This window comes from Streptomyces canus, from assembly GCF_030816965.1.
GTDB classification, from domain to species: domain Bacteria; phylum Actinomycetota; class Actinomycetes; order Streptomycetales; family Streptomycetaceae; genus Streptomyces; species Streptomyces canus_E.
This window is the reverse complement of sequence record NZ_JAUSYQ010000002.1, coordinates 9,847,687-9,869,986: the sequence shown is the minus strand read 5'-3', so window position 1 is coordinate 9,869,986 and position 22,300 is coordinate 9,847,687. Positions and strand designations below refer to the sequence as shown.

Annotated in this window: 20 protein-coding genes and 1 pseudogene; 11 read left to right on the top strand and 10 right to left on the bottom strand. The window is 71.0% G+C overall.

Annotated elements, in window-relative coordinates; genetic code table 11:
• Position 1 precedes the first annotated feature (1 nt).
• From QF027_RS46100 to QF027_RS46090, 3 genes are read right to left on the bottom strand one after another with little or no spacing between them, the layout of a single operon-like run.
• Positions 2-1,396, bottom strand: coding sequence for a 2-oxo acid dehydrogenase subunit E2 (locus QF027_RS46100; protein ID WP_307081528.1), 1,395 nt, complete (start codon positions 1,394-1,396; stop codon positions 2-4).
• Between the two features lie 4 nt (positions 1,397-1,400).
• The gene (locus tag QF027_RS46095) at positions 1,401-2,426 is read right to left on the bottom strand and encodes an alpha-ketoacid dehydrogenase subunit beta (protein WP_306972882.1); all 1,026 of its coding nucleotides are present in this window, start codon (positions 2,424-2,426) and stop codon (positions 1,401-1,403) included.
• Positions 2,427-2,431: 5 nt separating this feature from the next.
• On the bottom strand, positions 2,432-3,442 hold the full coding sequence (locus QF027_RS46090; protein WP_306972883.1) for a thiamine pyrophosphate-dependent dehydrogenase E1 component subunit alpha: 1,011 nt from the start codon (positions 3,440-3,442) through the stop codon (positions 2,432-2,434).
• Between the two features lie 112 nt (positions 3,443-3,554).
• Here QF027_RS46090 and QF027_RS49880 point away from each other — a divergent pair.
• From QF027_RS49880 to QF027_RS46065, 5 genes and pseudogenes are all read left to right on the top strand, one after another.
• Positions 3,555-3,959: pseudogene (locus QF027_RS49880) on the top strand (SAM-dependent methyltransferase); the annotation flags it as partial.
• A gap of 418 nt (positions 3,960-4,377) precedes the next feature.
• The gene (locus QF027_RS46080) at positions 4,378-5,646 is read left to right on the top strand and encodes an aromatic ring-hydroxylating oxygenase subunit alpha (RefSeq protein ID WP_307081526.1); all 1,269 of its coding nucleotides are present in this window, start codon (positions 4,378-4,380) and stop codon (positions 5,644-5,646) included.
• A 29-nt stretch (positions 5,647-5,675) separates the two neighbouring features.
• A complete protein-coding gene (locus QF027_RS46075) occupies positions 5,676-6,467 on the top strand; it encodes an SDR family NAD(P)-dependent oxidoreductase (protein ID WP_057613205.1) in 792 nt (263 codons plus the stop codon).
• A gap of 37 nt (positions 6,468-6,504) precedes the next feature.
• Positions 6,505-8,241 carry a PEP-utilizing enzyme gene (locus QF027_RS46070; protein ID WP_307081524.1) on the top strand — a complete coding sequence of 579 codons (1,737 nt, stop codon included), beginning with the start codon at positions 6,505-6,507 and terminating at the stop codon, positions 8,239-8,241.
• Positions 8,242-8,315: 74 nt separating this feature from the next.
• Positions 8,316-8,630 (top strand): putative quinol monooxygenase, encoded by a 315-nt coding sequence (locus tag QF027_RS46065; RefSeq protein ID WP_307081522.1) that lies wholly within the window; start codon positions 8,316-8,318, stop codon positions 8,628-8,630.
• A gap of 50 nt (positions 8,631-8,680) precedes the next feature.
• On the opposite strand, the gene QF027_RS46060 is transcribed toward QF027_RS46065, so the two are convergent.
• Genes QF027_RS46060 through QF027_RS46045 form a run of 4 tightly spaced genes read right to left on the bottom strand, consistent with a single transcriptional unit; the run spans position 8,681 to position 11,668 of the window.
• Entirely contained in the window at positions 8,681-9,724 is a 1,044-nt protein-coding gene (locus QF027_RS46060) for an NADP-dependent oxidoreductase (protein WP_307081520.1), read from the bottom strand.
• 4 nt (positions 9,725-9,728) lie between these two features.
• Positions 9,729-9,947: a transposase gene (locus QF027_RS46055; protein ID WP_306972888.1), complete on the bottom strand. Its 219-nt coding sequence runs from the start codon at positions 9,945-9,947 to the stop codon at positions 9,729-9,731.
• Between the two features lie 3 nt (positions 9,948-9,950).
• Positions 9,951-10,277 (bottom strand): 2Fe-2S iron-sulfur cluster binding domain-containing protein, encoded by a 327-nt coding sequence (locus QF027_RS46050; protein WP_266512634.1) that lies wholly within the window; start codon positions 10,275-10,277, stop codon positions 9,951-9,953.
• A complete protein-coding gene (locus QF027_RS46045; protein ID WP_307081518.1) occupies positions 10,262-11,668 on the bottom strand; it encodes an aromatic ring-hydroxylating oxygenase subunit alpha in 1,407 nt (468 codons plus the stop codon). Before QF027_RS46045 ends, QF027_RS46050 begins: the two co-directional genes overlap by 16 nt.
• A 436-nt stretch (positions 11,669-12,104) precedes the next feature.
• Between QF027_RS46045 and QF027_RS46040 the strand changes: the two genes are divergently transcribed.
• Genes QF027_RS46040 through QF027_RS46025 form a run of 4 tightly spaced genes read left to right on the top strand, consistent with a single transcriptional unit; the run spans position 12,105 to position 17,009 of the window.
• Positions 12,105-13,250 carry a substrate-binding domain-containing protein gene (locus QF027_RS46040; RefSeq protein WP_306972890.1) on the top strand — a complete coding sequence of 382 codons (1,146 nt, stop codon included), beginning with the start codon at positions 12,105-12,107 and terminating at the stop codon, positions 13,248-13,250.
• Positions 13,251-13,265: 15 nt separating this feature from the next.
• On the top strand, positions 13,266-14,843 hold the full coding sequence (locus QF027_RS46035; RefSeq protein ID WP_307081516.1) for a sugar ABC transporter ATP-binding protein: 1,578 nt from the start codon (positions 13,266-13,268) through the stop codon (positions 14,841-14,843).
• Position 14,844: 1 nt separating this feature from the next.
• Positions 14,845-15,966 carry an ABC transporter permease gene (locus QF027_RS46030; RefSeq protein WP_307081514.1) on the top strand — a complete coding sequence of 374 codons (1,122 nt, stop codon included), beginning with the start codon at positions 14,845-14,847 and terminating at the stop codon, positions 15,964-15,966.
• A complete protein-coding gene (locus QF027_RS46025; protein WP_307082728.1) occupies positions 15,966-17,009 on the top strand; it encodes an NAD(P)-dependent alcohol dehydrogenase in 1,044 nt (347 codons plus the stop codon). The genes QF027_RS46030 and QF027_RS46025 overlap by 1 nt, the downstream gene beginning before the upstream one ends.
• A 72-nt stretch (positions 17,010-17,081) precedes the next feature.
• Here the strand turns inward: QF027_RS46025 and QF027_RS46020 are convergent, their stop codons facing one another.
• Genes QF027_RS46020 through QF027_RS46010 form a run of 3 tightly spaced genes read right to left on the bottom strand, consistent with a single transcriptional unit; the run spans position 17,082 to position 19,925 of the window.
• The gene (locus QF027_RS46020; protein WP_307081512.1) at positions 17,082-17,879 is read right to left on the bottom strand and encodes a ThuA domain-containing protein; all 798 of its coding nucleotides are present in this window, start codon (positions 17,877-17,879) and stop codon (positions 17,082-17,084) included.
• 3 nt (positions 17,880-17,882) lie between these two features.
• Positions 17,883-18,647 carry an SDR family NAD(P)-dependent oxidoreductase gene (locus QF027_RS46015; protein WP_307081511.1) on the bottom strand — a complete coding sequence of 255 codons (765 nt, stop codon included), beginning with the start codon at positions 18,645-18,647 and terminating at the stop codon, positions 17,883-17,885.
• A gap of 39 nt (positions 18,648-18,686) precedes the next feature.
• Positions 18,687-19,925, bottom strand: coding sequence for an acyl-CoA dehydrogenase family protein (locus QF027_RS46010; RefSeq protein ID WP_307081509.1), 1,239 nt, complete (start codon positions 19,923-19,925; stop codon positions 18,687-18,689).
• Between the two features lie 198 nt (positions 19,926-20,123).
• Between QF027_RS46010 and QF027_RS46005 the strand changes: the two genes are divergently transcribed.
• Positions 20,124-21,662, top strand: coding sequence for an AMP-binding protein (locus tag QF027_RS46005; protein ID WP_307081507.1), 1,539 nt, complete (start codon positions 20,124-20,126; stop codon positions 21,660-21,662).
• A 30-nt stretch (positions 21,663-21,692) separates the two neighbouring features.
• Positions 21,693-22,298, top strand: a complete 606-nt coding sequence (locus QF027_RS46000; protein ID WP_307081505.1) for a histidine phosphatase family protein — start codon at positions 21,693-21,695, stop codon at positions 22,296-22,298.
• Positions 22,299-22,300: the final 2 nt, after the last annotated feature.

The following is a 22,300-nucleotide window of genomic DNA, read 5'->3' as shown; positions in this document are numbered from 1 at the left end:
GTCAGAGCAGCAACCGCAACGGCTTGCGCAGCAGTTCACCGAGCGTGCGCAGGTACTCGGCCGCCGGAGCCCCGTCGACGGCACGGTGGTCGAAGGTGAGACTCAGGGTGAGCACGCGCGTCCGCCGCGGCTGGTCGTCGACCCACTCGACGCCGTCCCGGAGCCTGCCCACGCCGAGGATGGCCACGTTGCCGGGATTGACCACGGGAGTGAAGAAGTCGACGCCGTACCCACCCAGTGAGGTGACGGTGAAGGTGGCGCCCTCCAACTGTGCCGGAGAGATCCGGCCGGCGCGGGCGTTCTCGGCCAACTCCCGGGAGCAGCGGGCCATTTCGGGCAGCGACAGGTCCGCCGCGTCCTGGATCACGGGAACGAGCAGGCCGTTCGGCACCGCGACCGCGAACCCGAGGTGGATGTCCTCGAACAGGTGGATGCCGTCCTCGAGCACTCCGGCGTTGAGCAGCGGATGGTCCCTCAGGGCCAGTGCGGCGGCCTTCATCAGGAAGTCGCCCAGGCTGGGCACGGCCAGGGCGCTGTCCGCCCACTCCTGCTTGAGTTGCTCCCGCAGGGCCACGACGGCGTCCATGCGCACTTCGTAGCCGTGTGTCAGCTGCGCCATCTCCTGGAGGCTGGCGTGCATCCGGCCGGCAATGACGCCGCGCATCCCGGTCAGCGGGACGACCTCCCCGGCCTGTGGCGACGCGGTGGCCTGGCGGGCCGACGCCGGTGCGGACGCCGGGGTGACGGCGTCGAGGTCGGCGCGTCTGATCCGCCCGCCCGCACCGGTGGGGTGTACGTCCGCGAGGTCGATGCCCCGTTCCTTCGCCAGCCGGCGGACCAGGGGGGAGGTGGGGGTGACCGGGTCCGCCGAGAGGACGACGGGCTGCTGCGCCGCCGAGGCGAGCAGGTACTCCTCCACGTCCTCGGAGACGATCCGGCCACCGGGCCCCGTACCGCGTACGGCGGTCAGGTCGACACCGGTCTCGGCGGCCACCCGCCGGGCGTTCGGTGAAGCCAGGAGCCGGTCCCCCGAGCCGTTGAGCCCACCGTTCCCACTGAGGGACGCCGCCACAGGGGGAACTCCTGCCGACACCGCGTCCGCCGGGCCGGCGTCCACAGGCCCGGTGGGCACAGACCCCCCGGATACCGGCAGCTCCTCCCCTTCGGCCAGCAGCCAGCCGATCAGCGCCCCTGCCGGAAGGGTCGCCCCGGCCTGGACCAGGGGGTGGAACAGGCCCCCGGCCTCCGCCTCGACGTCCACGTCGACCTTGTCGGTGGCCAGCCGCAGCAGGGCGTCACCTTCCGAGACCGCGCCACCGGTCGGCACGAGCCACTCGTCGATCGTGCCTTCCTGCATGGTCAGGCCGATCTTCGGCAGCAGAACCTCGACCGCCATCCGGTCACGACCTTTCGAGGAGACGACGGCAGCCCTGCACGATGCGGGCCTGGTCGGGCACGTAGGCCTTCTCCAGCACCGGGGAGAAGGGCACCGGGGAGAAGGGTGCGCCGATGCGCAGGACCGGAGCGTCCAGGTAGTCGAAGGCCGCGTCCTGGATCTGGGCGGCGATCTCCCCGCCGAGCCCGCCGAAGGTCACGGCCTCGTGCACCACGAGGACCCGGTTGGTGCGCCGCACGGAGGCGATCATGGTCTCGGTGTCCAGCGGCTGCACGGTGCGCGGGTCGATGACCTCGACCTCGATGCCTTCGGCTGCCAGTTCCTCGGCCGCCGCGAGGGCCTCGCCCACCATGCGGCCGAGGGCGATGACGGTGACGTCGGAGCCGTGCCGCGCGGTGTGGGCCTGGCCGAGCGGGATGCCGTAGATCTGCTCGGGGACCTCGCTCTTGCTGCCCAGCAGGACCTTGTTGAGCATGACGACGACCGGGTTGTTGTCGCGGATCGCGGAGACGGTCAGGCCCTTGGCGGTGTAGGCGTCGCACGGCATCACGACCTTGAGGCCGGGCACGTGCGCGAGCCAGGCCTCCAGGCTCTGGCTGTGCTGGGCGGCGGCGCCGAGGCCCGCGCCGGAGGCGGTGGTGATGGTGAGCGGCACGGAGACCGAGCCGCCGAACATGTACTTCATCTTGGCGGCCTGGTTGACGATCTGGTCCAGGCAGACGCCGATGAAGTCCATGAACATCAGGTCGACGACGGGGCGCAGTCCCCGGGCGGCGGCGCCCACGCCCAGGCCGACGAGCGCGGCCTCGGAGATCGGGGTGTCGATCATGCGGCGGGGGCCGAACTCGTCGAGCAGGTTGTCGAACATCCGGAAGACACCGCCGTACCCGGCGACGTCCTCCCCGGCGACGAAGACGTTCTCGTCCTCGCGCATGACCTGCGCCAGGCCCTCGTTGAAGGCCTTGACATAGGTGAGCTTGCGGGACGTGACGTCCGGGGCGACGGCGGGCGCTTCGGAGACGGTGGTCATGGCGGTCATCCCGAGTAGACGTTGAGGAGCAGGTCGGCGGTGTCGGGCAGCGGGCTGGCCTCGGCGTAGGCGATGGCCTCGGCGATCTCGTCGCGGGTGCGCCGCCAGGTGTCGTCGAGCTCGGCGCGGGTGGCGGTGCCGTCGGCGAGGGCACTGGCCTCGAGCAGGTCGATCGCGTCGCGGGCCTTCCACTCCTCGACCTCCGCGTCCGAGCGGTAGGGGTGCCGCAGTCCCTTGACGCCCTGGTGGTCGTAGTAGCGGTAGGTCTTGGCCTCGATGAACATGGGACCCTCGCCGGCCCGGGCGCGTACGACGGCCTCGACCGTGGCCTGGTGGACGGCGACCGCGTCCATGCCGTCGACGATCACACTGGGCATGCCGTAGGACGCGGCCCGGTCGGCGACGTCGGTGATCAGCATGTGCTTCGACTGCGGGGTGAACTCGGCGTAGCCGTTGTTCTCGCAGATGAACAGCACCGGCAGGTGCAGGATGGCGGCCATGTTGGCGGCCTCGTGGAAGGCGCCGATGTTGGTGGCGCCGTCTCCGAAGAAGGTGACGGCGATGTTGTCCTCGCCCCGGTACTGGGCGGCGAAGGCGGCTCCGACGGCGATCGGGATGCCGGCGCCGACGATGCCGTTGGCGCCGAGCATGCCGAGGGAGACGTCGTTGATGTGCATGCTTCCGCCGCGGCCGAGGCAGGCGCCGGTGACGCGGCCGTACAGCTCGGAGTACATGTGCTTGAAGCTGACGCCCTTGGCCACGGCATGCCCGTGACCGCGGTGTGTGGAGGTGATCTGGTCGTCGTCGCGCAGGGCCGCCATCACGCCCGCGGCGACCGCCTCCTGGCCGACGTAGAGGTGCAGGAAGCCCGGCAGTTTGCCGGCTTCCATGAGTTTTCCCGCCTCGGTCTCGAACAGGCGGATGCGCACCATGCGCTCGTGCAGATCCCTGACGACCTGCGCCGATGCCTGGTTCGCGGCCGGATCGGCCGACTTCTTCGATGCCCTTTGAGCCATCGTCCGCCCCTTCGCCCCGAGCGAGGTGTTTCCAGCAATCGGACTTTGTTGTGCCGGTCTACAGTAACCAGCAGCGGGCACGTTACTGGAGAGGTTCTCTAATTACTATGCCTCGGTGCGATCCGGCTCTTCTGCCGCGACGCGCTCGACTGCCGCGACGTCCACCGCTCCCGCGCCCCGGCCTCCATCGGCATCCCGGCCGGACTGGGCGGCGAACTGCTCGCCGTCTGGCTGCACGTGCCCTCCGGCGGGGCCACGCATGAACACCCACCCCGCCCTTCACCTCCCCACCGGCCCGGAACTCCTGCCCTCCGCCCCCTCCTGCGGGGGCGCCCCCGAGCCGGGCGCCCGGCAGACCTTCGAGTTCCTGCTCGGCCGGCACCTCGACGCCAACCCGCGCCAGCACACGCTCACCCCCGCCGACCTGGCTGCCCTCATGGCCGACCTCGCCGACCTCGCCCGCACCGTCCTGGACCCGGCCTGCGGCACCGGCGCCCTACTGCGGGCCGCCGCCACTCCGGCCCCAACCGGCCCCGGCGCCCGCTCGGTTGGCCGTGCCGCTGACCGCCCGCCGGGGCCTGACATGTCTCACCTTCCCCGAGAAAGACATGGACCCCTTCGTGGCCGACATGGCGGCCGCAGGTGCCCGCCCACTGTCGGACCCGCAGTCGTCCGCTCCAGGTCACCGACGACGACGCCGACCACGAATGCCCCGGTCATGCGAGAGTGACTGGAGCCGTTCCCTAGAAAGATCGAACCGGTTTTGAAACCCTTTGCCCCGGGTGAAGGTGATGTGACCTGCGGTATACCGAGCGGCAAGTTCCGTACTTTCTATTGACAGACAACACTAACCCCTGTTGTCGTGTCGCTCACAGCCCGGCCGCCGCACCCGAAGCCCCTCGCCGGTTCGCGGCTGAGAGGATTGTGAGGACATCGTGGTCCAGACCAGTTCACCGGAGATCCGGGAGACAGGTGCCGATCGCCGGCCGCCCCCGGCTCCCGAGTACTCCTCGTGGATCAGCCAGGACCGGTCCACCGATGCCGCCGCCGTGGCGATGCGGCAGGAAGCCGCCGAGCTCGTCGAGCGCGTGCTGGAGCACTACCGCAACAACACGACGCACGAGGCGGACGGTCAGTGGACCGAACCCGTCGCCCACTACCTCGACGCCGACCGCTGGCAACGGGAGATGGACGCCGTCCACCGGACCGTCCCGCTGCCGCTCGCCATGTCCGCCGAACTTCCCGGACCGAACACCTACAAGGCACTCGACGTGCTCGGTGTGCCGGTACTGATCACCCGGGACCGGCAGGGCACCGTACACGCGATGATCAACGCCTGCCGGCACCGCGGGGCCAAGCTGATCGAGCCGGGTTGCGGGGTCTCCAAGCGGCTGACCTGCCCCTACCACTCCTGGTCCTACGATCTGGCCGGTGAGCTGCGAGGCGTGTACGCCGAGAAGACCTTCGGCGACGTACCCCGCACCGGGCGCGGTCTCGTACGGCTCCCCGCCGGAGAGCGCGCCGGCATCGTCTTCGTCTCGCTGGACCCGGCGGCCGAGCCGGACCTGGACGCCTGGCTCGGTGATCTGCAGCCGCTCCTCGAGGGGCTGCGTCTCGCGGACTGCCACCACTACGCGACCAAGGAGCTGACCAGCCCCAACTGGAAGGTCACGCTCGACGGCTATCTGGAGACATACCACTTCGCCTCGCTGCACCCGAAGACGGTGTTCGAGACCAACCTCTCGAACATGATGGCGCACGACACCTGGGGCGCCCACCAGCGCATCGCACCGGCCCTGCGTCCCATCGCGCAGGCGGCCGAGCTGCCCGCGGACATGCGCGATCCCGGAGACTGCGTCGGAGCCATCTACTGGCTCTACCCCGGTCTGGCGATCGCGGGCGGCTGGCGTCACAAGATCGCCGTGTCCCTGGTGCTCCCCCGGACGGCCACCGAGTCGGTGACCCAGCAGATCATCCTGCTGCGCGACCCCGCGGTGACCGAGGAGGAGCGCGCGGCCGCCGACCGGTTCGGCGAGTGGTTCCACGAGGTGGTCCGCGACGAGGACTACGCGACCACCTATGGAGTACAGCAGGGGCTTGCGGCCCTGAACGGGACCGACTTCGTCTTCGGACGCAACGAGCCCGGACTCCAGCACTTCCACCGCACCGTTCACGGACACCTGGACAGCAGAGCCGCCAGGTGACGTACCGACAACCCTCGCAGGAGAACAACATGGTGGCTACGGGCAGCCTCGACGGACGTGTCGCGGTGATCACGGGCAGCACACGCAGTATCGGCCGGGCCATCGCCGAGGCCTTCCTGGCCCACGGCGCCACGGTCGTCATCAGCGGCCGCAGCGAGCTCAAGGGCAAGCAGGCCCTGGAGGAGCTGGACGCCGGGGACAAGGCGGTCTTCCACCCCTGCGACGCCAACAGCCAGGCGGACATCGAGGCCCTGGCCGACTTCGCCGCCGAGCGCTTCGGCAGGCTCGACATCTGGGTCAACAACGTCGGTGGCACCTCGGGCTTCGCCCCTGTCCACGAGCTCAGCGACGAGGCCTGGCACAACGCCCTCGACCTGAACCTCAACGCCTACTTCTACGGCACCCGCCGCGCACTGCCGACCATGCTGGCGGGCGGCTGGGGACGCGTCATCAACATCTCCTCCGTCGAGGGCAAGCAGGCCAACAAGCCCGCGATCAGCCACTACATCACCAACAAGCACGCCATCCACGGCCTGACCAAGGCGACCGCCTTCGAGTACGGCACCCAGGGCATCACCTGCAACGCCATCTGCCCCGGCGCCGTCGACACCGACCTGATGCGGGCCGCCGGTCCGGCCGCGGCCGAGGCCGAGGGCATCTCGTACGAGGAATGGCTGGGCCGCTTCGCCGAGCACGCCGCCACCAAGCAGATCACCACCGTGGAGCAGGTGGCCGCGGTCGCCTCGCTCCTCGCGAGCGACGCCGGCGCGGGCATCACGGGCACGCTGATCAGCGTGGACGGCGGAACGGCGCAGTGGTAGAGACCGGCACGGACACGGACAGCAGGAGATCCTCGGCATGAAGAGCTGGATCACGGACGGGCGCCGCAGTGAGCGGCTGCCCCACTACACCCGCGCCAACGCGGGCGAGACCCTGCCGGAGCCCGCCAGCCCACTGGGCTGGACCCTGGTGTGGGGACGCGGGCTGCAGGGCTGGCGCCGCGGCTTCGTCGGGTTCGGCATCTACCACGAGGAGGAAGTGGCCGGCCCCTGGCCGCCGTTCGCCGGGATGTTCGGCGGGTACTTCTACCTCAACCTGTCGCACATGCGGCTGTTCGGCATCCGTATGGGGCAGACGGCGGACCAGATCGACACGGCCTTCGTCGGCCAGCGCTCCGACACCCCTGTGTACGTGGCGCATCCGGAGGACGAGGACGCGGAACTGACGGCCAAGGCCGGGGCGACGGTGCAGCGGATGCTGGGACAGGCCGGCTTCCCCGAGGCCGACGCCGACCAGGAACGGCTGCGCCGGATCCGACGCGAGCGGCCCGACCTGACGCAGTTGTCCGCCGCGGAACTCGTGGCACACGCCCGCTCGCTCCTCGACGAGGTGGAGACCACCTTCCAGCGGCACGTCGAGTCGTCACTGCCGGCGTCCGTCGGGCCGGCCATCCTCGGTCCGCTGTGCGCGGGTCTGGACCGGTCCGGCGCCATGCTGGACCTCATCGGCGGTCTCGGCGACGTCGACTCGGCCTCCCCCTCCACCGGGCTGTGGGCGCTGTCCCGCCAGGTGATGGCCTCGGCCGAGCTGACCGCGCTGTTCGACCGCGGTACAGCCGCGGTGGAGCGGGCGCTCGACGGGGCGAGCGGGGACGTGAAGACGTTCCGGGACGCCTTCGAGGAGTTCCTGGCCGCGTCCGGTGACCGGGGCCCCAACGAGTGGGACATCCACGCGCTGTCCTGGGAGGCGGCGCCGGTCCAGGCCCTGGCTCTCGTCGACCGCATCCGGCACAGTCCGGACGACGACTCCCCGGCCGAGCGCCACCGGCGGCTGACCGAGCGCCGCGAACGGCTCGCGAAGGAGATCCGGGAGGCCCTCCCCGAGGACGTCCAGCCGGTGTTCGACGCCGGAATGCACGCCTCCCAGGTGTGGATCCCGGCCCGCGAGCGGACCAAGGCGAACTGCGTGACCGTCATCAACGAGATCCGGATGGCGGTACGGGAACTGGGCCGCCGCGGGGTCGGGGCAGGGCTCTTCGCCGAGCCCGAGGACGTGATGATGCTGCTGGAGAGCGAGCTCGACGACTACGTCGCCGACCCGGGCCGCTTCGGCCCCGTCATCGCGCAGCGGCTCCGGGAGTACGCCGGGCTGCGGGAGCTGGAACCGCCCTTCTTCGTCGCCCAGGACGCCCAGACGGCGATCGACACCTGGCCGCGGCGCAGCGAGGACGGGATCACGTCCGCCGGTGAAGGCGATGTGCTGACGGGCGTCGGCGGCAGCCAGGGCACCTACACCGGCCGGGTGCGGGTGGTCACCGACCCCGCGTCGTGCGAGGCGCTGGAGCCGGGCGAGGTGCTGGTGGCGCCGATCACGGACGCGGCCTGGACGCCGCTGTTCCTGGTCGCCGGGGCGGCCGTGGTGGACGTGGGCGCGCTCAACAGCCACGCCGTCGTGGTCTGCCGGGAGCTGGGCATCCCGGCCGTCATCTCCGTCGAGGGCGGTACCCGGCGGCTGCGGGACGGCATGGTGATCACGGTCGACGGCACCAAGGGAACTGTCACCGTGGACGGCGTCCCGGCGGCACTCGCCATCTGAACGGCCCGCGGGCCCGTCGTTCCTTCCTGACCGAGGGCGGCGGGCCCACGGGCGTGAGTACGGAAAGGACCACCGTGGCAGGGGAAATCATCGTCGCCGGCTGGATGGACTACGAGCCCGCGGACCGCGACACGATGCTGGGCCACCTCGTCGAGGTCGGAAAGCGCACCCGGGAACAGGAGCCCGGCTGCCTGGACTACGCCATGACGGCGGACCCGTCCGACGAACGCCGGATCCGGGTGTACGAACGGTGGACGTCCCAGCAGGCCCTGGACGAGCACTTCACCACGGGGCACATCAAGGACTTCCGCGCGGCCACGACGGGGCTGACGCGGGTGGGTGTCTCCATGGAGGTCTTCAGCATCGGGACGAGCCGCTCCATGCGATAGGCGTACGGGCATGAGGGGGGCGTCGGCCGCGAGGCCGACGCCCCCCTGAACTATGCGCGGGTGTACGGGTCTTCGGCCAACCGGACCAGCATCTTGCCGACGTTGCCACCGTCCAGCAGCGCCAGCAGGGCGCCGGCCGCGCTGTCGAGGCCGTCCGTCACCGTCTCGCGGGCGGTGATGCGGCCCGAGCGGAGCCAGTCGGCGACGCGGCTCTCGAACTCCGGACGCAGGTCGTCATGGTCGCGCACGATGAAGCCCCGCAGGGTGAGCCGCTTGAGGACCGCCTGGATCAACTGGTTGATGTCGGCTGACCGCGACGCGCCGCCGAACTGCGACATCATGCCGCACAGTGCGATCCGGCCGCCCGTCCGCAACGCGTGCAGGGCGGCGGCGAGCTGCTCCCCGCCGACGTTGTCGAAGTAGACGTCGATGCCGTCGGGTGCCCATCGGGCCAGCGCGTCACGCACCGGCTCGGCGCGATAGTCCGCGGCGGCGTCGTAACCGAACTCCTTGACCAGCAGGGCGCACTTGTCCGGCCCTCCGGCGGTCCCGACGACACGCTCGGCGCCCAGCAGCCTGGCGAACTGGCCGGCCGCGCTGCCGACCGCCCCGGCCGCCGCCGACACGAAGACGGTGTCGCCGGGGCGCACTTCGGCAATCCGCGTGAGCCCGACGTAGGCGGTGAAGCCGGTCTGTCCGAGCAGCCCCAACCACGTGGACAGCGGGGCGAGTTGCGGGTCGATACGACCTGCAGCATCGGTGTCCGCGGGGTCGAGGACGGCCCACTCCCGCCAGCCGAGCTGATGGCGTACGAAGGTGCCCGGCGGCACGGACGGGCAGCGGCTGTCCTCCACGACACCGAGGGCCCGGCCGTCCAGCGGCGAGCCGGGCGTGAAGTTGTGCGTGTAGTGCTTCTCGGTGCTCTCCAGCCGCCCGCGCATCGACGGGTCGACGCTCATGTAGAGGTTCCGGACGAGCAACTGCCCCTCGCTCAGGGGCGGAAGCGGGCGCTCCTCGACGGCGAAGTCCCCCAGGGTCGGCTCCCCGTCGGGCCGGCGCACCAGGCAGACCACGCGGGTGGTAGGGGGCGCCACAGGCTCACACCTCCGGCGGCGTGGCGCCGCGCCGCCGGGCGAGACGGCCCACCCAGCCGGCCATCTGGAGGTCGGCGTGGCGCAGTTCGCCCGACTGCCAGCGGGCCTGGAAGTCGAAGATGCCGCGGGCTCCGGTCCGTGGGTCGGTCACCTCGACCAGCCCGTCCTCGGTGAGCCGGTACACCTGCCCGGTCAGCGGATGGGTCACTTGCTTGGGGCTCACGGCTCACTCCTGCGGTCGGCGGCGTACGCCGCGTTTGGTCACGGTCACCGGGCCCTCGACCCGGAGCCGGCAGGCGAGCCGGGTCAGGCCGTCCACCGGTCTGCGCAGGGCCTCGATGCCCTCGCGCTCCAGCGGGCCCACGGGAGAACAGTTCTCGGCGCCCTCCTCGACCTGGACGAAGCAGGTGCGGCAGGTGCCCTTGCCGCCGCAGACGGTGGGCCAGCGGTAGCCGAGCCGCTGGGCGGCGCTGAACAGGTCCTCGCCGTCGCGGACTTCGATCTCGACGTCCGAGGGCCTGACCGCCACCGTGTGGGTCACTTGTTCATCCACTGGTCGAGCGTCTGGTTGAAGTGGCGGATGCGGCTCTCCTGGTAGTTGGACAGCGTGATGCCCGGCTTGCGCATCGCCTTCAGGCCCTGCTGGACATAGGGCAGGTTCTCGCAGTCCTGGTCGAAGACCGGCCCGAGCACGCCGAGTTCGGGGATGTCCGCGAAGAGCATGTCGTCCGGCACCCAGCGGATCTTGACCGGGGGCGGCATCTCGCCGGGCGTCTTGGGGGCCGACATGAAGATGATCTCCGCGGTGCAGGAGTCGGGGTCGAGGCCGTGGGGCCGGAACCGGTAGATGATGTTGGACTTGGCGCCGCCCCAGGGGTTGAAGTTGGGGAACAGCAGGTAGTTGATGGCGTCCAGCAGTTCGGTGTCCGCGGTCTGTGAGAAGTCCTGGTGCGAGGTGGCCGCCAGCTGATCGCGCATCCGCTGGGCGAGAACCTGGCGGGCGGTGCCGCCGGGCGGGATCGAGGGCAGTTCGTCGCCTTCCTGGATCACCAGATCCCGGCCCTGGGCCGCCGCGTAGAACGCACGGGAGTCGTAGAAGGTCTCCAGGACGTCCTCCTCGGTGACGGAGTCGGCCACGTGTGGGCTCGGGGCGCCCTGGATGTTGATCATCCGGTTCCAGTTCGGCTGGTCCGCCATCACGTCGTACTGGGAGTTGGCGTCGGCCAGCCACGGCAGCATCTGGGGGTGCGTGGCGATCACATGGAAGGACTCGATGAACGCGTCCTGGGCGACCTTCCAGTTGCAGGGCAGCACCTTGGCGATGTGCAGCGACTTGTAGCGGTTCTCCAGCGGCCAGATGTAGTAGTCGTCGAAGGTGCCGCGGTAGCTCTCGAAGGACTCGGCGTACGGGTCCATGTTGATGAAGACGAAGCCGCGCCAGGTGGCCACCTGGGCCTCGGGCAGCGAGAACTTCTCGGGGGCGACATGCGGGAAGTCCCAGGCGCAGGGCGGACTCTGCATGCTGCCGTCGAGGTTCCAGGCGAAGCCGTGGAACGGGCAGCGGAACTCGCCGACGTTGCCGCCGCTGGTGCGCAGCTTGCGGCCGCGGTGCAGGCAGACGTTGACGAACGCGCGGATCTCCTCGGGTGCCGTGCGCACGACGATCAGCGAGTCGTCACCGATCTCGTAGATCTCGTGGTCGCCGACCTCGGGGATCTCGCTCTCCAGGCAGGCGAACTGCCAGACGCGCCGCCAGACCTGTTCCATCTCGCGTTCGGCCCAGGCGCGGGAGGTGAAGCGGGCGGCATCGACGTCTTCGCTGCCGATGTGGTCGTTGTGGTCGAACCTCAACGCCTTGGGGACCGGCCGGCTGTCCCGGTCGAGATAGTCCTGGACGCTGGGTCCGGGGCACCGCGCGGTGCCCGTCTCCGACGTATCGTCCATCTTCGCTCCTCCGACAGAAACTTTAGAGTGAGTGTAGTTATCGATTGCGGTCAGGAGCAACACTCCCGGCACCCCCGTGGCCACCAGCGCCGCCGAAAGCCCGACATAGAGCCTGGCTCACCTTGAAATAGTGGTGACCGACCCCTCCCCAAGCCGGTCGGGTCGTGTCACACTCCGTCGCATCCGAGGCTGTAGAGCCTCAAAAGTTTCTTCACGGCCAGAGGTGGCGTTCCGCCCCGTCTCTGCCACAGCGCCGCCCGGTCACCCCGGCGGCCCGCGCCGTACCCCACGACGGCGATCCACGCAGCTTTCGATCACCCATGCGTGCCGCCTCGTCCGGGCGGCAACGGATCCCGCCTGACAGAGCCGGCCGCCGCGGACGCGGAAGCGACGCGGGCCGCGGCAGCGCAGGCCCACACCACGGGAGTACTCAACGATGAGTCCCAGACCTGGACGCGCGCTCCGCCGCGCGCTCACCGCGATCGTCCCCGTCACCGCTCTGTTCACCCTGGCGGCGTGCGGCACCGACACCACTCCGGCCGCCGACTCCGCCAAGGCCGCGGGCGCCGACCCCGCCGGGCTGACCGCGGCCCGTGCGGCAGCGACGAAGTACTCGGCGCGCCCGGAAAAGATCCCCGTCACCGAACCGGTGGGCAAGAAGATCCCCGGGGGCAAGAAGATCGACTTCATCCTGTGCGGCGTGCAGTCCTGCAAGGACCTGGCCGACTTCTTCACCACCGGGGCCAAGGAACTCGGCTGGGACGTCAAGCAGATCGCGACGCAGGGCACACCGGAGTCCGTCCAGGCCGGCTACGAGCAGGCACTGCGCGACAAGCCGGACGCCGTCGTCGCCTCCGGGTTCCCGCGCGCGGTGTACGCCAAGCAGCTGGCGCAGCTGAAGCAGGCCGGGATCCCGGTCATCCAGTCCAACGCCGACGACGTGGCGGGCGACGGCATCTCCCTGCTGAAGAACGGGCCGAAGGACGTCGCCGTCCAGGGCGAGATGCTCGCCTCGTGGGTGGTGTCGGACAGCGGCGCCAACGCCGACACCGTCTACTTCGACCTGCCCGCCTACACCATCCTCAAGCCGGTCAAGGACACGTTCGCGGCCAAGTACAAGCAGTGGTGCGCGGGCTGCGGGCTGGACACCGTCGACGTTCCGATCACCGCGATCGGCAAGGACATGCCCGACCGCGTGGTCTCGTACGTCCGCTCGCACCCGAAGGTGACCCACATCGTCTTCTCGCTGGGCCTGCTCAACGTGGGCGTGCCGGCCGCGCTGAAGACCGCCGGCATCACCGGCAAGCACATCGCGGTGAACGTCGGTGACGCGCAGAACTACCAGTACATCGAGAGCGGCCTCAGCGACGCCGCCATGGCCCTCAACTCCCACGAGGCCGCCTGGCTCCAGGTCGACGCGCTGGCCCGCCACTTCACCGGCCAGTCCATGGCGGTGGATCAGAAGGCGGTGCTGCCCAACATGCTGATCACCGGCAAGGACAACCTCCCGTCCGCCGACGGTGACTTCCCGCTCGTCGAGGACTACCAGGCGCAGTTCAAGGCGCTGTGGGGTCTGAGCTGAGCGCCGGAAGGAGCCATGGTGCACGCTGAAATGCCGCTCGGGTCGGCCGGGACGCAGGAGACCGACCGGCCCGTGCTGCGGGTGTCGGGACTGTCGAAGCGATTCGGCGCGACCCAGGCACTCCAGGACGTCGACCTCGACATCGCCCACGGCGAGATCCATGCGCTGATCGGGCCCAACGGCTCCGGCAAGTCCACCCTCATCAAGATCCTCGCCGGGTACCACCACGCAGCCCCTGGAGCGGCCGCCGAACTCGACGGTGAGCCCTTCGACCTGGGCCAGGTCACCGGCTCCCGGCACGACCGGCTCCGCTTCGTCCACCAGGAGCTGGGCCTGGTGGGCGAGTTGAGCGCCACGGACAACCTCGCACTCAGCCGCGGCTTCGCCCGCACGGCCCTGGGCAACATCCGGTGGCCGGAGATGGAACGCCGTACGACCGCCCTGGTCGAACGCTTCGGCCTCGGCATCGACGTACGCCGCCCGCTGTCGACCGCCACCCCCGTACAGCGCGCGGTGGTGGCCATCGCCGCCGCCCTGCAGGGCTGGGAGGGCCGCCGTGGCGTCCTGGTGCTCGACGAGCCGACCGCGGTGCTGCCGCCCGGGGAGGTGGCCCGGCTTTTCGACATCGTGCGGGAGATCCGCGACTCCGGTGCCAGCGTCCTGTACGTCTCGCACCGGATGGACGAGATCTTCGCGCTCGCCGACCGGGTCACCGTGATCCGCGGCGGCCGCCGGATCGCCACCCGCCGGGTCGGCGAGCTCACTCCCCGGTCGCTGGCGGAGCTGATGGCGGGCGAGGAGACGGAGACCGAGCACCGGCCCCGGCCCGTCTCCGATCCCGCCGAGGCCGTGCTGGAAGTGCGCGGGTTGTCGGCCGGTTCGCTGCGCGGCGTCGACTTCACCCTGGCCCGGGGCGAGCGGCTGGGCATCACCGGCCTGGTCGGCTCGGGCCACGAGGTGGTGCCGTACGCGGTGTGCGGAGCGTACGGCGGACCCGTGCGCGGCCAGGTGCGGGTACCGGAACGCTCCCCGCGCTGGGTCGACGCGAAGGACGCGGGGCGGCTCGGTGTCCCGCTCGTCCCCGCGGACCGGGCCGGGGAGGGCGTGATCGGTGACTTCTCGGTCGGCGAGAACCTCACCCTCCCGCTGCTCGACCGGCTCCGCGCCCGGGCCGGGCGGCTGCACCGGCGCCGCGAATCCTCGCTCGCCGAGGAATGGATCCGGCGGGTCGGGGTGCGCACGGCGGGCCGCGGCGCCCGGATCACCACGTTGAGCGGCGGCAACCAGCAGAAGGTCGTCGTGGCCCGCTGCCTGGCCCAGCAGCCGCCGGTACTGGTGCTGTGCGAACCCACGGCGGGCGTCGACATCGCGACCCGTCTTCAGCTGTACGACCTGATAGAACGTCAGGCCGACGACGGCATGGGCGTGATCGTGTCCTCGTCCGACACCGAAGACCTGCTCGCCCTGTGCACCCGGGTCCTGGTGGTACGGGACGGCCGGATCGTACGGGAGATCAGCGGCCGGGCCATCACCGAGCCCGCGCTGGTCCACGCCATGGAAGGAACCGAGTGGACCGAGGAAGGAACCGAGTGACATGACATCCACCCCGACCCGGACCACCGAATTCCGGCCGAGCGGAACGGAGGTGCCCACGGTGTCCGGCGCACGGACCCTGGGCACGGTGAGCCGGCGGGCGGCGGCAGCCCTGTCGTTCCGCACCGTCGGCGCCGTCTACGTATGGCTGCTGATCATCGTCCTCTTCTCCGTATGGGCGCCGGACACCTTCCCGACCGTCACCACGGTCAAGCAGGTCCTGAACGGCAACGCGGTGGCCGGACTGGTGGCGCTCAGCGTCGTACTCCCGCTCGCCGCACGCGTCTTCGATCTGTCGGTCGCCTACACCATGTCCCTCACGAGTGTGCTGACCGCCCACTTCCTGGTCTCCACGGGCCTGGGCCCCGGCGCCGCGATCGCCCTGGCCATGGCCGCCGCGCTGGTGGTCGGGGTGGTCAACGGAGTCGTGGTGGTGGTGCTGCGGGTCGACTCGTTCATCGCCACCCTGGCCACCGGCGCGCTGATCCAGTCCCTGATCACGATGGTCACCGACGACAGCTCCATCACCGGGGTCCGGCTGCTGGCCAAGCCGTTCGCCGACATCGCGCAACTGGACGCGGGCGGCATCACCCTGCCGGTGCTGTATCTGCTGCTCGCCGCGACGGCCATCTGGTTCCTGCTGGAACACACCGCGACCGGGCGCCGGTTGTACGCGACCGGCTTCAACGCCGACGCGGCACGCCTGCAGGGGGTGCGCACCAACCGGCTACGCTTTCTCACCCTGGTGACGTCCGCGCTGCTCTCGGGATTCGCGGGAGTCGTCTTCGCGTCCTCGGTGGGGTCCGGATCGCCGAGCGCGGGCACCCCGTATCTGCTGTCGGCCTACGCAGCGGCCTTCGTCGGGGCGACCCAATTGCGTGCGGGCCGCTTCAACGCCTGGGGGACGGTGATCGCGGTGCTGCTGCTCGGCACCGGCATCACCGGGCTCGGACTCGCCACCAGCGCGCAGTGGGCCGCGAGCCTGTTCACCGGTTCCGTCCTCATCGTCGCGCTCGTTCTCACGGGAGGGCGGATCACCCTGCCGGCGGTCCTGCGCCGCCACAGGGCGCCCACGGTCGCCGGGGCCGATGACGTATCCGCCCCGGACAAGGAGTTCTCATGATGAAGGCGGTTCAGTACCGGACGGTGGGCAGCGCGCCCGAGGTCGTCGAGGTTCCCGTGCCCGAGCCGGGTCCGGGCCAGGTGCTGCTGAAGGTGACGGCCGCGGGGCTGTGCCACTCGGACCTGGCGGTCATGAGCTGGCCGCAGGAGCAGTTCCCCTATCCCCTGCCGATGACGCTCGGTCACGAGGGCGTCGGCACCGTCGCGGGCCTGGGCAGCGGGGTCACGGGAGTGACCGAGGGCGACGAGGTGGCGGTGTACGGGCCGTGGGGCTGTGGTCTGTGCCGAGCGTGCGCGGAGGGCAGGGAGAACTGCTGCCCGCGCGCCGCCGGGCTCGGCATCATGCCGCCGGGGCTCGGCTCGCCGGGCGCGCTCGCGGAGTACATGGTGGTGGACTCGCCGCGCCATCTGGTGGCGCTGAACGGGCTGGACCCGGCGCAGGCCGCACCCCTGACCGACGCCGGCCTGACGCCGTACCACGCGATCCGCGCGTCCCTGCCCAAGCTCGTGCCCGGCAGCACGGCGGTGGTGGTCGGCGTCGGCGGCCTGGGCCATATCGCCGTACAACTGCTGCGGGCGCTGACCCCGGCCCGGGTGGTCGCCCTCGATGTCAGCAAGGAGAAGCTGGAACTGGCCCGCGCGGTCGGAGCCCACGAGACGCTGCTCTCCGACGGGGAGGCGGCGGCCCGGGTGCGGGAGCTGACCGACGGCGTCGGGGCCGAGGTGGTGCTGGACTTCGTGGGAGCGGAGGCGACCCTGGCGGTGGCCGCCGCTTCGGTGGCGGTGGCGGGCGATGTCACCGTCGTCGGCATCGGGGGTGGCACTCTCGCGGTCGGCTTCGGCGGCGGTCTGCCGTTCGAGGTGTCCGTCTGCGCCCCCTACTGGGGCAGCCGCCGGGAACTCATCGAGGTCCTCGAACTGGCGAGGCAGGGGCTCGTCTCCTCGCACATCGAGACCTACTCGATCGAGGACGCCCCCCTGGCGTACGAGCGCCTGCACTCCGGCGAGGTGGGCGGGCGCGCGGTCGTGCTGCCGCACGGCTGAGCCACGCGTGCCTGGGCCCGGGTCCCCGCGGGGACCCGGGCCCAGGCACGTCCGGCCGAGGGGAGGTCGCGCTCAGCGCGCCACCGGTTCGGTGACCGGACGTTCCGCGCCCACCACCCGCTCCAGACACCGTCCGAGCACCGTCAGGAACTCCGGTGTCTCCCAGGGCCCCCGGTCCACGCGCCGGGTGTCGTCCACGCCGAGGTCCTGCATGTCGTACCGGCCCCGGCAGTGGCCGAGGGTGAAGTAGCAGACCTCGCCGAGACCGTGCCGTTTCAGATAGAGGACGGGACGGGGCGCGCCGTCCAACGCCGCCGTGTCGCCCTCCTCGAAGCCGCGGCACCGCCCGGTGTACTCGGCGTGCAGCAGCACTTCCAGCTCTCCGTGCAGCTCGCACACGTACAGCTCGTCGGTGACGGTGAACGGTTCGATCCCGGCGACCAGTGGATGGTCAGGGCGGGTCACGCGCACCTCGTACGGCTCGATGGGCGGGTGCGCCAGGAACTGACTGCCGAGCACCCCGGCCAGCTGCCCGAGCAGCCGGGGGGTGGAGAACATCCGGGGTCCGCCGGGGGCGGGCGCCTCGATCACCGCGTTGGTGCCGTGCAGGGCGAGCCAGCGCCCACCGCGCTCGGTGAAGCGTGCCAGTGCGTCCCGCTGCGCCGGGCGGGGCCGCACATCGCAGGTGTAGCTGACCAGCAGATCCGCCTGCTCCAGCGCGGGGAGGCAGTCGTAGTCCTGATAGACCCTGGCGCGGACCCGGGGATGGTCGCCCAGCATCTCCAGCAGCCTGAGCCGCGCGTGGTCGAAGTCGTGCCATCTGCCGCCGCAGACCAGTACGGCGTCCAGGCGGCCTGCCGGGCCCGTCACGGCTCAGTACTGGACGCGGGTCAGCAGCCCGCCGTCCACCACGAGGTTGACTCCGACGCAGAAGGAGCCGGTCCGGCCGAGCAGGAACGCCACCGCCGCGGCCACGTCCTCGGCGGTGCCGTAGCGGCCGATCGGCAGCTTGGCGAGCACCTCCTCGTAGACCTCCGGGCGGCTGGTGCGGATGGTCTCCCACGCGCCGCCGGGGAAGTCGATCGGGCCGGGCGAGACGGTGTTGACGCGGATGCCCTTGGGGGCGAGGGCATGGGCGAGGGCCGAGGCGTGCTGGACGACGGCGGCCTTCAGCGCGGAGTAGGAGTTGGCGCCCGCCGGTCGGGCGGTGTCGGAGGCGTTGGTGGTGCCGATGGCCACGACGGCGGCCCGGTCGGAGGCCTCCAGATGGGGAAGAGCCGCCTCGACGAGGCCGGCGAACGGGATGAGGTCGCCGCGCAGGCTGGCCTCCCACGACTCGGGTCCTTTGACGTTGCCCGCCGAGACGTTGGACACCAGCAGGTCGAGTCCGCCGAGTTCACCGGCCGCGCGCTCCACGAAGCCCGCGAGGGCGGCCGGGTCGGTGACGTCGACCGGTTCCGCGAACACCGTGGCTCCTTCGGCCCGCAGTTCGGCGGCCGCCTTGGCCAGCCCTTCCTCGCCCCGGGCGCACAGGGCCAGGGCACAGCCCTCGGCCGCCAAAGTCTCGGCGATCGCCCGGCCGATACCCCGGCTCGCGCCGGTCACCAGCGCCTTCGTGCCTGTCAGTCCCAGTTCCATCGATGTCACTCCTTTGTGAGAAGGCCTCTTGGAGGCCTCTTAGTCGCCGGGAAGCTGTGAGAACGGCGCCCGGTCCACCCGGGGTTCCGGCGGCAGCCTGAGCACCCGCTCGCCGATCAGGTTGCGCTGGATCTGGTCGGTGCCTCCGGCCAGCCGGTAGCCGGGGGCGCCGAGCAGATGCTGGGTCCAGGCGAAGGTGCCGGGTTCCCCGGTGTCGGCGCTGATCCGCGCTCCCATCAGCTCGGCGGCGACCTGGCCGGTGCGGGTGAGCAGCTCGGAGGCCATGAGTTTGGTCAACGAGGCCTCCGGACCCGGCCGGCCGCCGGCGGCGCTCGTCCTGGCGACGCGGTCGACGGTGGCCGCGCGCAGGGCGGCACGCACGTACAGGTCGGCCAGGCGCTGGCGGACCAGTGGGTCCGCGGTCCGGCCGAGGGAGCGGGCGAGCGCGAGGACGTCCGGGAAGGTGCCGCCCTTGCGGCGGTTGCCGCTGCCTGAGGCGGTCCGCTCGAAGGCGAGGGTGGCGTTGGCGACCTCCCAGCCCTGGCCCGGCCGCCCGATCCGGAGCCGGTCCGGGACACGTACGCCGCTGAGGAACACCTCGTTGAAGGAGGTGCCGCCGCTCATCTGCCGGATGGGGCGCACCTCCACTCCGGGGGTGTCCATCGGCACCAGGAAGGCGGTGATGCCGGCCTGTTTGACGACGTCCGGGTCGGTACGGGCGAGCAGCAGACCGTAGTCGGCGAACTGTGCGCCCGAGGTCCACACCTTCTGGCCGTCGATCACCCACTCGTCGCCGTCCTGCCGGGCCCGGGTGCGCAGAGCCGCGAGGTCGGAGCCGGCGCCGGGTTCGCTGAAGAGCTGGCAGGCCAGCAGATCGGTACGCAGGAACGCGCGAGCGTGGTCACCGCGTTGCTCGTCCGTCCCGAACAGGGAGACGGCCATTGCGACCAGGCGCACCGTGACACTGATCAGCTCGGTGGACGGCGGCACCTCGAACGCGGACTCCTCCTGGGCGAAGACCGCCGCATGCGCGGCGCTCAGGCCCGCACCGCCCTTGTCCTCGGGAAGTGTCAGCGCCTGGTAGCCGGCGTCGAAGCGGGCCCGCTGATAGGCGCGGCAGCGATCCAGCAGGAGGCGTTCCTCGTCCTCCGGAAGGTTGTGGAACACGGCGAGGTCGGCGGCCTGTGCGGTGGACTCCGGCGCCGGCGCGGGTTCGAGCACCGTGGCCAGCCACTGCCGGACCTGCCGGCGCCATGCGTCCGGATCGGGCTGGGACATGGCTCCTCCTCGGGTACTTACCAGACGATGGTTGGAGTAACAGTGAGTGGGCTGTAGACCTCCCTCACCGCTGGAACATGCGGGAATGGCTTCGCCTGGGGTCAGAGTGTTCCGTACTTTCTTGATAAACGCTACAGTCTCCGCATTCCCTCTCTCCCGTCGACATCGGGAGAGGACCGAGGAGCCGCCGGAGGAGCCATGTCGCTGCTGCCACTCGACCGCCGCGCCCAGGAGACACCCGAGGAGCCCGCCCTGGCGGACGACCTCGGAGTGCTGTCCTGGTCCGGCCTCGCCGACCAGGTGGCCCGGGCGGCGGCCCGCCTGCTGGAGTTCGCGCCCGGTCCCGGCGACCGGATCGCCGTGCTCGGCGACAACGCGATTCCGACGCTGGTGGCCCATCTTGCGGGCCTGCGAGCCGGAGTGGGGACCGTGGCCACATCCCGGAACCTCACCTCGGGCGAGCTCGTCGACCAGATCATCGACGCGGGGGTGACCGGCGTCGTCGCGGGACCGGCCGGCGCGGGTGCCGCTCTCGACGCGGCCCGGGAACTGGGCCTGCCGATCGTGACGCACGGGACCACGGCAGCCGGGCACGCGTTCGACTGGGACAAGTGGCTGGCCGCCGCGCCCCCCGGACGCACCCTCCCGACGGACCGGCCCGCCCGGCCTCCGCTCGTGTACACCTCGGGAACCACCGGACGAGCACGCGGCACCGAGGTGCGCTGGGTGAGCGGCCCGGTCGCCGACAGCTCCGCCTATCTCGCCGCGATGTCCGCCCGGCCCGGCTTCCCACCGGGCCCCCACCTGGTGTGCGGCCCCCTGCAGCACAACGCGGCACTGACCTCGCTGCGGCACCTGGCGGCCGGTCAGCCGGTGATCGTCCTCGGCAGGTACGACGCGGAGTCGTTCCTCAGCCGGGTGCAGAAGTGGCGGGTCTCCTCGACGGTGATGGTGCCCACCCACTTCCAACGGCTGCTCGCCCTCCCGGAAGACGTCCGCGCCCGGTACGACGTCTCCAGCCTGCGGCAGGTCTCCCACACCGGCTCCGCGTGCCCGCCGGACGTGAAGCGCGCCATGATCGACTGGTTCGGTCCGGTGCTGACCGAGTCGTACGGCGCCAGCGAAGCAGGAACCGTGGCCCGCATCAGCAGCACCGAGTGGCTGGCCCACCCGGGCTCGGTCGGCCGTGCCCGGCCTCCGTTCGAGGTCCTGGTCACCGGCGACGAGGGCCGGCGGCTGCCGCCCGGGGAGCACGGGCTGCTGGCTTTCCGGGCGCCCGAGGGCCAGGGCGTCCGCTACCACGCGGACCCGGACAAGACCAGATCCGCCTACCTCTCCCCCGGCGTCTTCACGCTCGGCGACATCGGCTACGTCGACGCCGACGGCTACATCTTCATCACCGACCGGGCCGCGGACGTCGTGGTCTCCGGCGGCGTGAACCTGTACCCGGCCGAGAGCGAGGCGGTCCTGCGCCGGCACCCGGCGGTCGTCGAAGTCGCGGTGATCGGCGTGCCCGACCCGGACTTCGGCGAGTCGCTGCGGGCGCTGGTCGTGGTGGCCGGGGACGAACCGCCCACCGGCGAGCTGGACGCCTTCTGCCGCGAGCACCTCGCCGCCTACAAGTGCCCGAAGTCGTACGAGATCGTCCCCGAGCTGCTGCGCAACGCCATGGGCAAGCTCGACAAACGCGCGATGCGCCGCCCCTACTGGGGCTCGGAACGGACCATCGCCGGCTGAGCCGCTCCCTCACATACTCAAGGATCATTCATGACCGAACTTCTCCTCGTCCGGCACGGCCTCCCCCTGGCGGGCGTGTTCGACCCGGGGCTGTCACCCGAGGGCACCGCCCAGGCCGAACGCCTCGCCGACTGGCTGGAGCACGAAGACCTCGACGCCCTGTACGTCAGCCCGTTCCAGCGCGCCCGTGAGACCGTGGCTCCCCTGGAACGGCTCACCGGTATGACGGCCACCGTCCTCGATGACCTGCGCGAGTGGGACACGGACGTGTCCCAGCCCTACACCCCTCCGGAGCAGATCGGGACGGGTGACCCCCGGGCGGCGGCGCTCGCCGAGGGACGCTTCGAGGACTTCGTGCCCGACCTGGACTGGGACGCCTTTCGCGGGCGGGCCGTGCGCGCCATGGACACCATCCTCGACGCCCATCCCGGCGGACGGGTCGCCGCCGTGTGTCACGGCGGCATCACCAACACCTATCTCGCGACGGTGCTCGGTCTGCCGACGATGTTCTGGTTCCACCCCGGCTACACCTCCGTCAGCCGGGTGCGGCGCATGCCCGGCGGGCGGGTCGTTCTGCACTCGGTGAACGAGACCGCCCACATGATCGCCGAACGTGCCGTCGACCCGGTCGCCTGACC

Coding starts and splice junctions, on each gene's coding strand:
- QF027_RS46100 (WP_307081528.1), bottom strand. CDS start 1,396: ATGGCGGTCGAGGTTCTGCTGCCGAAGATCGGCCTGACCATGCAGGAA.
- QF027_RS46095 (WP_306972882.1), bottom strand. CDS start 2,426: ATGACCACCGTCTCCGAAGCGCCCGCCGTCGCCCCGGACGTCACGTCC.
- QF027_RS46090 (WP_306972883.1), bottom strand. CDS start 3,442: ATGGCTCAAAGGGCATCGAAGAAGTCGGCCGATCCGGCCGCGAACCAG.
- QF027_RS46075 (WP_057613205.1), top strand. CDS start 5,676: ATGGTGGCTACGGGCAGCCTCGACGGACGTGTCGCGGTGATCACGGGC.
- QF027_RS46070 (WP_307081524.1), top strand. CDS start 6,505: ATGAAGAGCTGGATCACGGACGGGCGCCGCAGTGAGCGGCTGCCCCAC.
- QF027_RS46045 (WP_307081518.1), bottom strand. CDS start 11,668: ATGGACGATACGTCGGAGACGGGCACCGCGCGGTGCCCCGGACCCAGC.
- QF027_RS46040 (WP_306972890.1), top strand. CDS start 12,105: ATGAGTCCCAGACCTGGACGCGCGCTCCGCCGCGCGCTCACCGCGATC.
- QF027_RS46035 (WP_307081516.1), top strand. CDS start 13,266: ATGGTGCACGCTGAAATGCCGCTCGGGTCGGCCGGGACGCAGGAGACC.
- QF027_RS46030 (WP_307081514.1), top strand. CDS start 14,845: ATGACATCCACCCCGACCCGGACCACCGAATTCCGGCCGAGCGGAACG.
- QF027_RS46025 (WP_307082728.1), top strand. CDS start 15,966: ATGAAGGCGGTTCAGTACCGGACGGTGGGCAGCGCGCCCGAGGTCGTC.
- QF027_RS46015 (WP_307081511.1), bottom strand. CDS start 18,647: ATGGAACTGGGACTGACAGGCACGAAGGCGCTGGTGACCGGCGCGAGC.
- QF027_RS46010 (WP_307081509.1), bottom strand. CDS start 19,925: ATGTCCCAGCCCGATCCGGACGCATGGCGCCGGCAGGTCCGGCAGTGG.
- QF027_RS46005 (WP_307081507.1), top strand. CDS start 20,124: ATGTCGCTGCTGCCACTCGACCGCCGCGCCCAGGAGACACCCGAGGAG.
- QF027_RS46000 (WP_307081505.1), top strand. CDS start 21,693: ATGACCGAACTTCTCCTCGTCCGGCACGGCCTCCCCCTGGCGGGCGTG.